Annotated in this window: 11 protein-coding genes and 1 pseudogene; 5 read left to right on the forward strand and 7 right to left on the reverse strand. The window is 67.0% G+C overall.

Annotation, left to right across the window (positions count from 1 at the left end; all coding sequences use genetic code 11):
* Positions 1-209 precede the first annotated feature (209 nt).
* Together NZM16_RS01425 and NZM16_RS01430 are read left to right on the forward strand one after the other, a co-directional pair.
* A complete protein-coding gene (locus tag NZM16_RS01425; protein ID WP_295477983.1) occupies positions 210-773 on the forward strand; it encodes a 2-oxoacid:acceptor oxidoreductase family protein in 564 nt (187 codons plus the stop codon).
* Positions 774-1,139: 366 nt separating this feature from the next.
* Positions 1,140-3,221, forward strand: coding sequence for a WD40 repeat domain-containing protein (locus NZM16_RS01430; protein ID WP_295453722.1), 2,082 nt, complete (start codon positions 1,140-1,142; stop codon positions 3,219-3,221).
* A 167-nt stretch (positions 3,222-3,388) separates the two neighbouring features.
* Here the strand turns inward: NZM16_RS01430 and NZM16_RS01435 are convergent, their stop codons facing one another.
* The 6 genes and pseudogenes from NZM16_RS01435 to NZM16_RS01460 all read right to left on the reverse strand — a co-directional run bounded on the left by NZM16_RS01435 (position 3,389) and on the right by NZM16_RS01460 (position 9,600).
* Positions 3,389-5,239, reverse strand: a complete 1,851-nt coding sequence (locus tag NZM16_RS01435; RefSeq protein WP_295477986.1) for a tetratricopeptide repeat protein — start codon at positions 5,237-5,239, stop codon at positions 3,389-3,391.
* 306 nt (positions 5,240-5,545) lie between these two features.
* The gene (locus NZM16_RS01440; RefSeq protein WP_295477990.1) at positions 5,546-6,904 is read right to left on the reverse strand and encodes an MFS transporter; all 1,359 of its coding nucleotides are present in this window, start codon (positions 6,902-6,904) and stop codon (positions 5,546-5,548) included.
* Positions 6,905-6,910: 6 nt separating this feature from the next.
* Positions 6,911-8,122, reverse strand: a complete 1,212-nt coding sequence (locus tag NZM16_RS01445) for a PrsW family glutamic-type intramembrane protease (protein WP_295477993.1) — start codon at positions 8,120-8,122, stop codon at positions 6,911-6,913.
* 266 nt (positions 8,123-8,388) lie between these two features.
* Positions 8,389-8,925 carry a peptidylprolyl isomerase gene (locus NZM16_RS01450; RefSeq protein ID WP_367280987.1) on the reverse strand — a complete coding sequence of 179 codons (537 nt, stop codon included), beginning with the start codon at positions 8,923-8,925 and terminating at the stop codon, positions 8,389-8,391.
* Positions 8,926-8,976: 51 nt separating this feature from the next.
* Positions 8,977-9,342, reverse strand: a pseudogene (locus NZM16_RS01455) (DsbA family protein); the annotation flags it as partial.
* Positions 9,343-9,354: 12 nt separating this feature from the next.
* The gene (locus NZM16_RS01460; protein WP_295477996.1) at positions 9,355-9,600 is read right to left on the reverse strand and encodes a hypothetical protein; all 246 of its coding nucleotides are present in this window, start codon (positions 9,598-9,600) and stop codon (positions 9,355-9,357) included.
* A gap of 187 nt (positions 9,601-9,787) precedes the next feature.
* Here NZM16_RS01460 and thrC point away from each other — a divergent pair, with 187 nt between their 5' ends.
* Complete coding sequence (gene thrC, locus NZM16_RS01465; protein ID WP_295477999.1) at positions 9,788-11,047, forward strand: threonine synthase; 1,260 nt, start codon at positions 9,788-9,790, stop codon at positions 11,045-11,047.
* A 145-nt stretch (positions 11,048-11,192) separates the two neighbouring features.
* Here thrC and NZM16_RS01470 read toward each other — a convergent pair whose 3' ends face one another.
* Entirely contained in the window at positions 11,193-11,627 is a 435-nt protein-coding gene (locus tag NZM16_RS01470; protein ID WP_295453739.1) for a thiol-disulfide oxidoreductase DCC family protein, read from the reverse strand.
* 405 nt (positions 11,628-12,032) lie between these two features.
* Here NZM16_RS01470 and rfbD point away from each other — a divergent pair, with 405 nt between their 5' ends.
* Together rfbD and NZM16_RS01480 are read left to right on the forward strand one after the other, a co-directional pair.
* A complete protein-coding gene (rfbD, locus tag NZM16_RS01475) occupies positions 12,033-12,881 on the forward strand; it encodes a dTDP-4-dehydrorhamnose reductase (RefSeq protein ID WP_295453742.1) in 849 nt (282 codons plus the stop codon).
* Positions 12,878-13,831: a glycosyltransferase family 2 protein gene (locus NZM16_RS01480; protein ID WP_295453745.1), complete on the forward strand. Its 954-nt coding sequence runs from the start codon at positions 12,878-12,880 to the stop codon at positions 13,829-13,831. The genes rfbD and NZM16_RS01480 overlap by 4 nt, the downstream gene beginning before the upstream one ends.
* The last annotated feature ends 216 nt before the right edge of the window (positions 13,832-14,047 follow it).

Genomic DNA, 14,047 nt, shown 5'->3' on the forward strand with positions numbered 1-14,047 from the left:
AAAGTGGACAAAGCACTAGGGTGATCCGGGGTCACGTCGTTGAAAGCCCGTTCGTTCGGAACGGCTTCTCGAAGGAAGTTCGCTGGGCTCTCCCGATCTGGGAACAAGAGGGCTGGCCGGGTGGGATGAAGCGGTGAGGAGGCTTCGCCTTTAAAACCGCCTGACGGCTATGCGGTAGGCGCCAGGTATCATAGACCGGAGGCATGCCGATGCAGGTGGAGATCGTCATCGCCGGGTTCGGCGGGCAAGGGATCCTGTTCGCGGGCCAGGTCCTCGCCCACGCCGCGATGGAGGCGGGGAAGAACGTGACCTGGTTCCCCTCGTATGGGCCGGAGATGCGAGGGGGGACCGCGAACTGCACGGTGATCATTTCGGATGAGGAGATCGGTTCGCCGCTGGTGCGCCACCCGCGCGCCGCGATCGTGATGAACCGGCCTTCGCTGGATAAATACGAGCCCCTGGTGCAGCCCGGGGGCCTCCTGGTGGTGAACGCCTCGATGGCGGGGCGGTCGGTCGAGCGAACGGACGTGGAGGTGGTGGCGCTTCCGGCCAGTGAGATCGCGGAGGCCCTAGGGGATCGGCGCCTGGCGAATATGGTGATGGTCGGCGCGTTGCTGGCCCGGCTCCCGGTGCTATCGCTGGAGCAGGTGGAAGGCGCCCTGCAGGAGCGCATGCCCAGCCGCCACCGGCACCTGATGGAGCGGAACATCCTCGCCCTGCGGGAAGGCGCCCGCGCCGCCCAGATCGCCTTCGTGCCCGCTGTGTCCCGCTAAACTTAGGCCCCGGAGGGTCCTCAGGTTTTCCTTCGCTCGGCCCGGGGCCCGGCCCCATTCCGATGCGATCAGGGTTACGCCGTTCGCTTCGTCAGGGGGCCTTGGGCTTGAATTCCCCCACTCCCCCGGGCCTCTTCCGGCTAAAATATCCGTGGGGGCTGAGTCGGGTTGGGCGAGGGCCCGGCTCTGCCTTCTCTTCTCGCCGCGGATCGGAGGGCCGGGAGAGGACAAGGTGCCGCTCATGGAGCGAATCCCGGCGGAACCAGTCGCTGGTGGCTTGTCTGGAGTTCCGTTTCAAATCCCCGTCGATGCCGCCCATCGCCCCGCCCTGAACCGAGATGAGCGCGAAAGGAAAAGGAAGACAGGATGCTCCGCAGCGGCCGGATCGCCCCCGCGGGCATAGCGCTGGTGTGGATCGCCCACCTGGCCTTCTGTCAGCGAGGGCCGGCGGGCCCGGCGCTTGCCCCGATGACAGCTTCCCCCTCTCCGGCCGTGGAACGGCCGCTGTTCCTTCCGACCCCCACCGAGCCACCGCTTCAACCCGTCCTCCTCTTCCAGTGGGGCTTCCACGACCATCCCCTCCGGATGGCCTGGTCCCCCCGCCGTTCCTGGCTGGCCCTGGCCTCCTCCGACCGCCTTTACGTCTACCACTTCCCCTCCCTCCGCTTGTTGGCGTTTTTCGCGGTGGAGGAGCGGTTGCGGGAGCTGGCCTTCGCCGCGGATGGGGTGACCCTCGTCGGTCGCACGGAGGGCGGAACCCTCAGGGCGTGGGAGATCCCCTCCCGCCGCGAGCGTTGGTCCCGGATCGAGCCGCTGGGCCTCGGCCTGGCGACGGCCCCGAGCGCCCCCTGGCTGGCCACCGGCCACGAGGAAGGCTTCGTCCGCCTTCTTGATCTGATGACCGGAGAGGGGATCAGGTGGCTTCCGGGTAGCGTCCCCAGTTCGTTTTCCCCCGATGGGAGGCGGCTGATCACGTGCTCGAGGCCGGCGGGATCGGAGCCGCTTCGCGTGGGGTGCGCTCCCGATGCGGACTGGCTGGTGGTGGAGGTGACGAGCGGCCAGGTGCGATCGATGCTCCCCAGCGTGGCCCCGCCAATCTGGGCCGCCGACGGAGGACGGGTGATCGTGGGCCGCGCCGATGGGACGGTTCGGGAGGTGGATCTCTCCACGGGCGCGGAGGAGATCCTCTGGCATCGCCCGGGCGCCCGGATCCACCGGCTGTCGCTCTCGACGGATGGGCGATGGCTGGCCATTGAGCACGACGGATCCGTGGACATCGTGATGCGGGCCACCGGCGAGGTCCGCTGGTCGGAGGTCGGCGGCCCCATGGCTTTCTCCCCCGTTGGGTCCCATCTGGCTTGGGTCCGGGGAAGGCCGCCCCGCCTTTTCCTGCTGGACCTGAAGACAGGAGCGGAGCGGGCGCTGCCTGCGGATGTCCTCGAAACGCACCGCCCGCTTCAGCTATCGTTCTCCTTGAACGGCCGATGGCTGATGTTGCAGGCGGAAGAGGCGCGGGGCTTCGGGGCGCCGGTGGCGCAGATCTGGGATGTGGCGACGGGCGCAGAGCGGTTTCGCTTCTCCCCCCGGCTGATGCCCATCTGGGATATTGCCTTCTCCCCGGATGGGAAGGTCCTGGGGGCGATCGAGGGGACGGTGGTGCGGCTCTATGATCTGGAGGCCGGCCAGGAGCGGGGGCGCCTTCCCCTCCGGACCGCCGAGGGGTGGAGCCTGGCCTTCTCGCCAGACGGCCGGCGGCTGGCGGTAGGGTTGGCGGACGGTCGCATCCGTCTCTACGGGCGGGCCGCTGGGCGGGGTTGGATGCCGGAACGGGATCTGGTCGGGCATGAAGGGGCGGCACGGGGCCTCGCCTTCTCGCCGGACGGCCGGCTTTTCGCTTCCGCCTCGTGGGATCGGACAGTGCGGGTGTGGGAGGTGGAGCCGGGCCGGGAGCGGATGCGGCTGGAAGGATACGCGGCGGAGGTATGGGATGTGGCCTTTTCCCCTGATGGGCAAACCCTGGTTTCCGCGGGGGGAGACGGGACACTGGACCTGGGGTGGGAGACGGCGGCGGGGGGCCAGCGCCTGCCGCTCACGGTCTACGGGGTGCGGATTTACCGGGTGGCCTTCTCCCCGGACGGGCGATGGCTGGCGGCGGGGCTGGAGGATGGGACGGTGCGGGTATGGGACGCCATCGCCCGATATGAACACGGGGTCCTTCGGGTGGGCGCCCGCCCGGTGCGGGCGCTGGACTTCTCCCCCGATGGCCGTTGGCTGGCGGCCGGGGACGCGGAGGGCCGGGTGGTGCTGTGGGCGATGCCGGACGGAGCCGAGCGGCTGCGGTGGGAGCGGGCAGGCGACGCCGTGTATGGCCTGGCCTTTGCGCCGGACGGCGCACGCCTGGCCCTGGGCTTCCGCAGCGGCGTCGTGCAGGTGTGGGAGATCCGGTGATCGGAAGGGGCGATGCTCGAGGAAGCCTGGGCGACCTCAAAGGTCGTCCGACAACGTCCGCGTTGCCTCCTAAGGCGTAAGCGGAGCCATTCGGCGACACACGGCGCGAGTTCGAGACCGTTCAACCCCCATTAGCCGTGGGTTTATGTTCCATTCGCGGATGGCCCCTACCGGACACGTTCCGAAGTGGGTTCCTCCGGGCATCCCCAGGCACGGGCCTGTTGCTGAACTTTCTCTAAAGCCGTTCGGGTCTGTTCGTGCCCAAGAGGGGTGGTCTCTAAGGTGCGAAAGCGAAGGGCTTCCTGGAAGGCCCGGATCGCCTCCCGCAAGTGGGCGCACCGCCGGGCCGGATCCGGTTCGAAGGCTGCCCGCCGCCACCAAGCCTCTCCTAACTCATGCTGGGTCATTGCGTAGAGCAGGGGAGCGGTTTGGGGGGTGTAGAACTCCAGGGCTTTGTGGTAGGCCTCGATGGCCTTTTTCAGGTTCCCCTGTGGGTCCTCGTGGGCGGCTAGGTTAGCATAAGCAGCTCCCAAATTGTTCTGGGTCCTTGCGTAGAGCAGGGGAGCGGTTTGGGGAGGGCGAAAGCGCAGAGCCTCCTGGTAAGCCCGGATGGCCCGCCGCAACGTCTCCCGGGGGTTCTGTTGATAGGCCGGTCCAAACACGCGGCTCCAGGTGTTGCCGATCTCTTCGAAAGCCGCCGCATCTTCACGATTCCGTAGCACTTGCCACGCCTGCTCTTCCTTGTGTTTCTGATCCATAGGTGACGGGATCACTTCCGTCAGGATCCCCTCGTAAAACTGAACTTGCGAGTCCTCCAGACGGTAGAAGGAGAGCTGTTGCAGGGCCTCCAAAACCTTATCGCGGTCCATTTGATTACAAGGCACGTTCCACACTCCCTCCGCGACCGCCCAGACCCGCTCCAGCGTGAGGGTCCGCACGCCCATCTCCCACAGCAGCCGGGCGCTCTGCAGAAACGCCTCCCCAATCTCCGCTCGCCGTTTGGCATCGTGTAACCTTAGCCGCTCGAACTCCTGGCCCAGCGCCTCCAGCCGCCGGCGCATCGCGTCCAGCCCAGCCACCAGTGAGCCTGGATGACCGTTGTAGCGTTCCCAGATCTCGTCGATCCGACGTTGCTCTTTCCCCGCGACATGCATAGCCAGCTCCTTGAGATCGGGATCTTCGCGGGGGACCTCCCGAAGCTTCACCCCATGCAGGCCTCGGAGATCCGGCGGGATGCGATCGGGCCGGGCAGTGGCCAAAACCCGCAGCGCTGGACATCGATGACGCAGGCTGGGGAGCGGATCGGGCAGGGGATCTTGATAGGTCTGTTTGATCTGGGGGGATAAGTCGTCGACCAGGAGAAGGCCTCTGGGAGATGGAAGCTGGATCCCCTCCGTGAACGGGTCCGGACGGACGTCCCGGGTCCAGATCAGGACGAAGGGGGGATCCAGGTCCGCTGCGATCTCCAGCATCGTGCGGGTCTTCCCCGACGCCGGCGGCCCGGCGATGACCACCGGCATCCGCAGGAGCAGATTCCGGATCTCTGTCTCCTCACCTCGTCGAACGTAGAACGGCAGTAACTCTCCGGTCGGTCCCAAGCCGAGCGGCAGCAGGCGGCTGGCCTCCAGCAAGAAGTCCCAGCACTCGCCGCTCGGGAAGATCGCCCGGAAGCCCCGGCGCTCGATCTCCTCCCAGAACCGCGCCCGGGGCGCCGCCCAGAGGGACAGCAGCCCCCAAAGGAGGGCGGTTCCCCCTATCAAAGGCCCGCTCCCTAAAATCAGGCGCTCTGCGGTCTCCGCCCCTCCACGCAGCAGGTTCTGCAGCAAAAGGCGCAGGCCTTCCCGGGCCTCGGGCCAGACAGAGGAGAACAGGGCGAGGAACCCGAACGCAAGCCATGGCCAGGGGTGGGCCATCGGCCAGCGGGCGGGGAGGGATAAAAGAATAAACCGGTCTCGCACCCACCACCGGCGCAACCCTCCGCGAATCCGAAAGGCCCAACGGCGTCCTGTCGCTCTCATAGCCTGCGCTCCCATCGCCCTCGTCGGGGCAACCCCACGGGGTTGCCCAGAAGGGGCAACCACGGGGGGTTGCCCCGACAAACGGTGCGGCGCACCGCGCATTTTGTAGGGGCAGACCCCCGTGTCTGCCCACCCGGCCCCCATGCCCGCCCCTATGTGGGGCAACCACGGGGACGGGGGCAACCATGGGGGGTTGCCCCTACCGAACCATCCCACAGCGGTCCGCCCCAGGATCATCATATCCGAATTCGCCGCCCCCGCGGAAGCGCGGCGCGGGTGATCTGAGGGTTCGGGCCCATCCGGACGTCAGGAGGGTCCGGCGATCGACCGCTTGGGGCTGGGCTCCCGTTCCATCGCCCGGCGCAGCCCCCATAGAAGCACCAGCGCCAGGGTGTAGAACCCAAACGAGAGGGCGAACAGCCCGCGATAGCCGATGAAATCCGCGATCAGGCCGCCCAGGGAGGTGGAGAGCAGGGCGATCCCCAAGAGGGTGTTCGTGAGGCCGATGGTGAGAGGCCGGTCGTGCCCCGGGGCGATCTCCAGCAGCAGCGACATCCCCCCAATGGCTGCCCCCGAGGCATACGCCCCGCTCAGGGCGAAGGCCGGCAGCATCAGTCCCGCCGCCAGGTCCGGCCCCAGCCGGCTGAGAGGCTCCACCATCAGCGCCCACAGGGCGCTGAGCATCCCGGTGAGGGCCGCCCCCTCCAGCACGGCCCGATGTCCCCAGCGAACGCTGAGCCAGCTCCACAGCAGGTTCGAGAGCAGCGAGGCCCCTACGTTGAAGCCCAGATAAAGGCCGATGGTGGCGTCCGGCACGCGGAGATCCCGGACCGCGTAGGCAGTGAAGAAGGGCGCGGCGATAGCCGCCCACATCAGGGCCACGCGAGCGCCCAGAAAGAGGCGGTAGGGGGTTCGCCGCCACAGCCCCCGGATGGCTTCCCGCCACGGGGCCGGCGGGGCGTGGCCATCCGGCACCGGGCTGGGCGGCTCCACCACCATCGCGAAAGCGGCCATCCCAATCGAGGTGAAGATCGCGAAGATCAGGAACAGGACCGCCACGTTGTGAGGAAAGGCGAGCCCGGCCTGCTCCTCCAGGAGCAGCCGCACCATCCCGCTGGCGGCCAATCCCAGGAGCCCGCCGAAGAAGAGCCGGGCGGCGAAGAACACGCCGCGCTGGCGGGGCGGGATCGTTTTCCCCACGATCTCCATGAAGGGCAGGCCGGAGATCCCAGAGGCCAGGGAGATGAGAAAATAGGGGATGAAAAAGGCGAGGAGCATCCCCGTTGGATGCGGGGCGGCCAGCCAGACCCCCAGGGCCATGGCGAAGGCGCCGAGGGCGCGCACCAGGGCCATCTGGCGGTAGACGTCCATGTAATACACGCGATGCCGCATCCATCGGGAAACGAACAGCTGGGGCAGGAACCACAACCCGTCACGCATCGGCGCGACCAGCGCCACCAGCAGGTTGGAAGCCTGCAGGCGGGAGAGGAACCAGGCCAGCACCAGATAAGGATCCAGGATGGTTTCCGCGAAGATGAACAGCGCCCCGTTCACCACCCCCACCGTGAAATTCCGACGGAGGTGGGGATCCGGGGTCCCCTCCGGCGAAAGGAGGGAGGCGCGAAACCGGGCCGATCGCGTTCGCCAATCCCGCCAGATCCGCATCGGTGTTTATTCCTCCTGGTAGGCTGGGCGAGAGGCCTCCGCTTCCTCCCGCATCGGCAGCGCCCACCCCAATCCTCCGATCACTAAGAGCAACGTCAATCCCATCCCGATCAGCGCCGGGAGGAGCGCCAGGGCGCGAGCCTGCACGGAGAGCGGCGCGAGGAGAGCGCCGCTCAGGACGATAGCCCCGGCGTTCCAGAGGCTGTGGAGAAGCCAGGCCAGGAGATACGCGGCGATCCCCTCGAGGAAGCGCCGGAGACGCACTCGGCTCCAGGCCCATCCCATGATCCCCCCGTTCAGGATGTGGAGCGCGGTGGTCCCCAGGCGGCCGATGGCCGTGGCCGCCCATGGGACCCCCGGCTGCCAGCTCAGCAAGTTCTCCGTCAGCGCGAAGCCTGCCCCTCCGATCGCGCCATACAGGATCAGGGAGGCCTCGGAAGCGGTCGGATCCCGCATCCGCAACGCGGCGGGGAGGGACTTCAGGGCTTCCTCCATCGCGGGAACCAGCGCCACGGCCCCGATCAAGACCCCGATCCAGACCCATGGGTCCGCGATCAGGCGCTCCACCGGCAGCATCGAAAGCCGTTCCGGCGAGAAGTCCTGAGGGAGCCATGGCTGGAGAAAGCCCGGCCCCTCCAGGAGCACCCGCGCCGCGAGCAGGATGACCGCCAGCATCACCACCGCGATGCCCTCTAAGAACAGGGCCAGCGCTGGGACCAGCAAGCTTCCCAGGCCCAATCCCCACCATCCAGCGCGGCGGGACCACGGGGTCTGCAGGCGCCAGCGCAGGAAGTTGAACCACATCCAGGGCCCCAGGATGGCCACCCCGATATGGAACGGGAGGATCAACAGGGGCAACCGGGGGGCGAAGGCCTCGACCGCTGCGCCGCAGCCCACAAGGATGAAAACGAAAACCATCGTCCGCCCCAACACTCGGGCCTCCGCGCCGGGGAAAGGCGCATCCGGCTCGCCTCGGGCGATCCGCATCCCTTCCCGGAACAGGCCGCCCCCCATCAGCAGGCCGAGGATCAACAATCCGGGGGAGGGAGCGGGGAGCCGGAGCGTCGCGGCGAGGACCGCCAGGCCGATCCAGAGGCTGACCAGCAGCCCTCCGCCCAGCGCGCCAGCCCCCATCCACAGGAACCCCGTGGATGGCGAATCGGTTGGGGCACTTTCCTCCGCTGCAGACAGAGAGGCATTCCGGGGCGAGGTTTCCATCGTCGCAGGCCATCCACAAGGAATGGGCGCGCGGATACACGCAGGAGCTGCGCAACTAAGAGCCTACTGGACAAGGTGGGATGGCCCCACCCCCCCTATCCCCCTCCCCACGGCCCCGTAGGCCATGGGGAGGGGGATAAAAGGCTTCCCGAGGAAGCGAATGGCGCAACTCCCAGCCTTCGAATTGGGGGGCGCGGGGGATAGGCGCTGCGCCTTCCCCGCGGATTCAAGCCACTCGATGCTTCATTCATAAACTGAACAAAGCATTAGTCCTCTTCGATGACGACCTCCAGCAGCCGATCGCCGGGCGGCGCCCCGGGATCGAGCTGCGGATCCCGCGGGCGCAGCGCGCGGACCACTTCCAGGCCCTCCACGACGCGCCCGAAGAGCGTGTAACGGCCGTTGAGCTGAGGCAGAGGCGCCATCGTGATGAAGAACTGGCTTCCGTTGGTATTCGGGCCCGCGTTCAGCATCCCGACCATGCCCGGCGCGTCGAATTTCAGGGTCTCGGTGATCTCATCCGGGATCGTGTAGCCGGGCCCGCCGAACCCGGTGCCGCTGGGATCTCCGGTGATGGCGACCCGATCGGTGATGACATAGTGGAAGGTAATGTCGCGATACCATCCCTGCCGGGCCAGGAAGACGAAGTTGTTGACCGTGAGCGGCGCCCGATCAGCGAACAGCTCGATCACGATATCCCCTTTCTCCGTCTTCAGCACGGCCCGGTAGCGACGGGCCGGGTCGATGCCCATGGCCGGCGGGGCCTCGAACTGTCGATCCTGAAGCCGGGCCAGCTTCACCATCGCCTCCAGATGGGCGTATTCCAGATAGTTCAGGGTCTGGGGCCACGGCCGGCCGTTCACCAACAGGAAAGGGGTGCCGGGAAGCCCCAGGGCGATGGCTTCCGCGTAGGCCGCTTCCACCTTCGCCCGATATCGGCCCTCCTCCAGATCCCGACGGAACCGTTCAGCATCCAGCCCCAGGGATTGAGCGGCCGCGACCAGGGTCTCCGTGATGTTGGCGCTGGCAACCCATTCCGCTTGATGCTCATAGAGCCAGTCGTGCATCTCCCAGAACTTCCCCTGGGCGCCGGCGGCCTCGCTTGCCTCCGCGGTGATCATCGCCTTGTCGTGGATGGTCCGCAGCGGGAAGTGCCGATACACCACGCGAACTTCATCGGGGTAGGCGTCTACCAGACGCCGGAGCAGCGGCGCGAGCTGCCCGCAGTAGGGTCACTGGAAGTCCCCCCACTCGATGAAGGTGACCCGTGCCTCCGCAGCGCCTTTGCTCCAGTCCTCGGGCGTGGGGAAAAGGATGCGCTGCAGGTCCGGCGTCGCCGCCGGGGTCGCCGGGGACGTGGGCTCCGGCGACGGGCTGGGCGACGGCGAGGCCGTCGGAGAGGCAGGCGGCGTCGGGCGCGCGCACGCCGTCAGCGCGATCAGAAGCCCTGCGGCAACCCATACGGAAATCCTTCGCATTGCGTTCTCCTTTCCGGCTTCGAAATGTAAGGGCGTGTCAGACGCCCGTCGGGGCGCCCGAAACTGATCTTAGTATAGCACAACTGGACTCTGGGCAAACGGCGATCGTCCCGAGAAGCGGGGATCGCGTCTTCCGGGCAGGCGGTGGATAATGGGGGCAGACCATCGATCCCCTGGAGGCGTATCGATGTTCGCGATCGGCTTCCGTTGCGGACGCTGCGGCGCGACGTATGACCTGGATGAGGTTCGCTATGTCTGCCCCCGCGACGGCCCGGAGGGAACGCTGGATGTGCTGTATGACTACGAGCGGCTGCGAGCGACCACAAGCCCGGCGCGGCTGGAAGAGCATCCCTCCCGCTCCATCTGGCGCTACGCGCCGCTGCTTCCCCTCCGCCCGGAGACCTTGAGGCGGGTGGAAGGAGCGGGGGTTCTTCAGGCGGTGGGGTGGACGCCTCTGTATCGCGCGGAGCGGACCGCCCGGCGGCTGGGGTTGCGGGCGGTTTACATCAAAGACGATGGGCGCAACCCCACGGCTTCGTTCAAGGATCGGGCCAGCGCGGTCGTGGCCCTGAAGGCCATCGAGGAAGGCGTCTCCACCATCACCACGGCCTCCTCCGGGAACGCTGCGGCGGCGCTGGCCGGCATGGCCGCGGCCCTGGATCTGCGTGCGATTATCTTCGTCCCTCACACCGCTCCGGAGGCGAAGGTGGCCCAACTGCTGATTTACGGGGCCCGGGTCTTCCTGGTGGAAGGCGCCTATGACGAGGCCTTCGATCTCACCCTGGCGGCGGCGGAGGCCTTCGGCTGGTATTGCCGCAACACTGCCTATAACCCCTTCACCCGGGAGGGCAAGAAGACTGCCGCCTATGAGATCTGGGAGCAGATGGGAGGGCGGGTTCCCGATCGCCTGTTCGTCTCCGTTGGGGATGGCAACATCCTCACCGGCCTCTGGAAGGGTTTTCGGGACCTGACGGCGCTGGGCTGGATCGAGCGGCCTCCTATCCTGATGGGGGTCCAGGCGGAAGGGGCCGCCGTGCTGGCTCGGGCCTGGGTGGAAGGACGGGAGGACATCCACCCGGAGCCGCCGCGCACCATCGCCGACAGCATCGCGGTGGGCCAGCCCCGGGATGCGCGTTTCGCCCTGCGGGCCGTGCGGGAGACCGGCGGGGCCTTCCTCACCGTTGCCGATGAGGAGATCCTGGCGGCGATGCGGACGCTGGCTCAGGAGGCGGGCGTGTTCGCCGAGCCGGCTGCCGCCGCCGCTTTCGCCGGCCTGGAGAAGGCGGTTCGGGAGGGTCTGATGAGGGAGGAGGAGACGGTGCTTGTGATGATCACCGGCAACGGCCTGAAGGACATCCCCAGCGCGATGCGCGCCGTGGGACATGCAGCTCGGATCTCGGCAGAGATCCCGACGGCTCTGCGACAACTGCGAGAGGCCATCCGATGACCCCCCTACATGACGCGTGGGGCACGGGACATCCCGTGCCCCACGACGCCAGGAGGTGAGCCATGGGCCTGCCACTCCCCGGCTAGGCAGGCCTTGTGAAATGTATCTCAAAAATGGGCTCCTGTCAACTTCTGGGCTCCCCCTGTCAGCTGCGCGGATCGGCCGTTTCCCCGGCGACCGAATTGATCTTCCCGCACTCCCCCGGATGCTCCTCGCAATAGGGGCGGGTCCCCGGCAGGCGGCCCCGGTGAGCGGCCACCCATCCGTAGAGGCCGTCGGCGATCCATCGAAAAGGTGGGATCCGGTAAAGGGTTCGGATCCATGGGCAACCTACGGCTTCGCCGAGGGCGGCCAGGACCGCCGCGGCTCCCCGATGTCGCGCGCCATCCGGCGTGATCGCCCATGCGGCCTGCTCGCATGCCTCCCGGGTCAGGCCGTAACGCTCCGGGGCACCCGGCTGCTGAAAGGGCACGACTCGAACCCGATCCATCCGGTCCCAGCGCTTCACCCATCGCGCCGCCCAGGTGCAAAAGCCGCAGTTCCCGTCGAAGAGCAGAACCGCCTTCTCTTGGTTTTTCATCCCTCACTCCCTGCTTCTATCCTCTCTCCTGAGCCGGGTGGGAAGATTCTCCATCCTCATCGGCTTGTCCGAAGTCCGGCTTCGGGCATCGCGGGGCGGCCGGCCCTTCATGATGGCGCCTGCATCGTCGACGTTCGCCTTGCGCCGTAAGAGTTACGCAGCTCCTCGCCCCAACATGTTTGGATCCTTCCTCCCCACCGCCCTTTGGACCGTGGGGATAAGAGGGGGGTGGGGTCATCCCGCTTCGCTTGGCCGGTTTCCAGCTGTGTAACCGCTAATTAGCGCTGGGACGCTGCCGACGGCGACGCCCCAGCCCCCAAAACCTGCCGGAGAGCTCGGAGGTTGCCCAGGGCGTGCCTTATTATAATTGCAGACGCAGATCTCGTTCCCCTGTGGGGGAAATCCATGCGCATCCTGATCACCGGCGCAGGTGGACAGCTGGGCCGGGCGCTGCAGGAGGCTCTGGCGTTTCATACCTTGATCCCCCTGGCTCGCGCGGATCTGGACATTACCGATCGGCCGGCGGTCTTCCGGGCGATCCTTCGCCACCGGCCCGATGTGGTCATCCACGCCGCGGCGATGACAGATGTGGATGGCTGCGCGCGGGATCCGGAACGGGCCTTCCGGGTGAACGCCCTGGGCACCCAGATCGTGGCGATGGCGTGCGCGGCCGCCGGGGCGGCCATGGTCTACATCAGCACCAACGAAGTGTTCGATGGGGCCAAAACCGAGCCGTATTTGGAGTTCGATCCCCCCAATCCCATTAACCCCTACGGTCGCAGCAAGTGGGCGGGCGAGTGGTTCGTCTCCCATCTGCTCCCTCGCTTTTACATCGTCCGCACGGCCTGGGTCTTCGGCCCGGGGGGTCATCACTTCGTTCGTAAGATCCTCCAGCGGGCTGACGAACAGGGGGCCCTCCGCGTGGTGCATGACGAGGTGGGATCGCCCAGCTACACCCGGGATGTGGCGGTAGCGATCGCCCGTCTGATCGAGACAGGGGCCTATGGGATCTACCATTTCACCAATGAAGGGATGTGCTCCCGCTACGAGTATGCGGTGGAGATCCTCCGCCGGACCGGCCGATCGCACATCCCGGTGACCCCGATCTCGCTGGCGGAGTTCCCTCGCCCCTCCCGGGTTCCTCCGTTCACGCCCTTACGCAATCTGTTCGGGGCCGCCCTGGGGATCACCCTGCGTCCGTGGCCGGAGGCGCTGGAGGCCTACCTGGCGGAAGAAGGATGGCTGGCCGAATGAGCGAGCCGCTGATCTCGGTGATCATCCCCAACTGGAACGGCGCTGCCCATCTGCCCACCTGCCTGGAGGCGTTGCGCCGACAGACCTATGCCCGCCGCGAAGTGATCGTGGTCGACAACGGCTCGACGGATGATTCCCTCCAGGTCCTCGCGCGTTACCCCGAGGTCCGGATCCTGGCTCTGAGGTCCAACCAGGGCTTCGCGGGGGCCGTCAACGCCGGGATCCGCGCCGCCCTGGGGGAGCTGATCGCTCTCCTGAACAACGACACGGAGGCCTCCCCGGCCTGGCTGGAGACCCTGACAGCGGCCTTCGAGCGCCATCCGGACGCCGGGCTCCTTGCCTCCAAGATCCTTCTCTTCGATCGCCGGAACGTCTTTCACTCGGCTGGCGATTATTATCGAGTGGATGGCATCCCAGGAAACCGCGGGGTGTGGGAAATCGATGAAGGTCAATACGATCACGAGGAGGAAGTGTTCTCCGCCTGCGGGGCAGCAGCCGCCTATCGGCGAGAGCTCTTCCGGGATATCGGGTTCTTCGACGAGGATTTCTTTTATTCGTGCGAGGACATGGATCTGGCCTGGCGGGCTCAGATCGCCGGATGGAATTGCTGGTATGTGCCGACAGCGGTGGTCTATCACAAGCTGAGCGCCACCGGTGGCGGCCCGACGGCCAGTTTCTACGACGGGCGCAATTTTATTTATCTCATTGCCAAGGATTACCCGACGGGATTATTGCGGCGGTTCTGGCCGCAGGTCTTTCGGGCCCAGTGGCGGATCGCCCGGGAAGCGCTCCGAGCGTGGCGGGGAACGGCGGCCCGGGCCCGGCTGCGAGGGATGCTGGCGGGCTTCCTCACTTGGCCGCGCGTGGCCCGCAAGCGGCCTCAGGTCTTTGCCCGCCGCCGTCGCTCCGATGAAGCGTTATTCGCACGCCTGACTCCCGGGGCTTTTTAATCATCCCGCCGCAACGGGCGGCATGCGTCTTCTCGGGGGTGGGTAAGGACACCGCGTCGTTGCGCCCTTGCTTTTCAGGGGCGGGGCCGCTTATCCCCCGACAAGAACAGGTTGAAGAGTAGTGCTTTGTCCAGTTATCAACTGGGGATTGGAGGAACCGAAGCGAGTCCGGAAGGCGATGGCCCCTCCCCCCTTTCTCCCCCCTCCCCACGGCCC

Origin of the sequence: Thermoflexus sp., assembly GCF_025055495.1 — a bacterium.
GTDB lineage: Bacteria > Chloroflexota > Anaerolineae > Thermoflexales > Thermoflexaceae > Thermoflexus.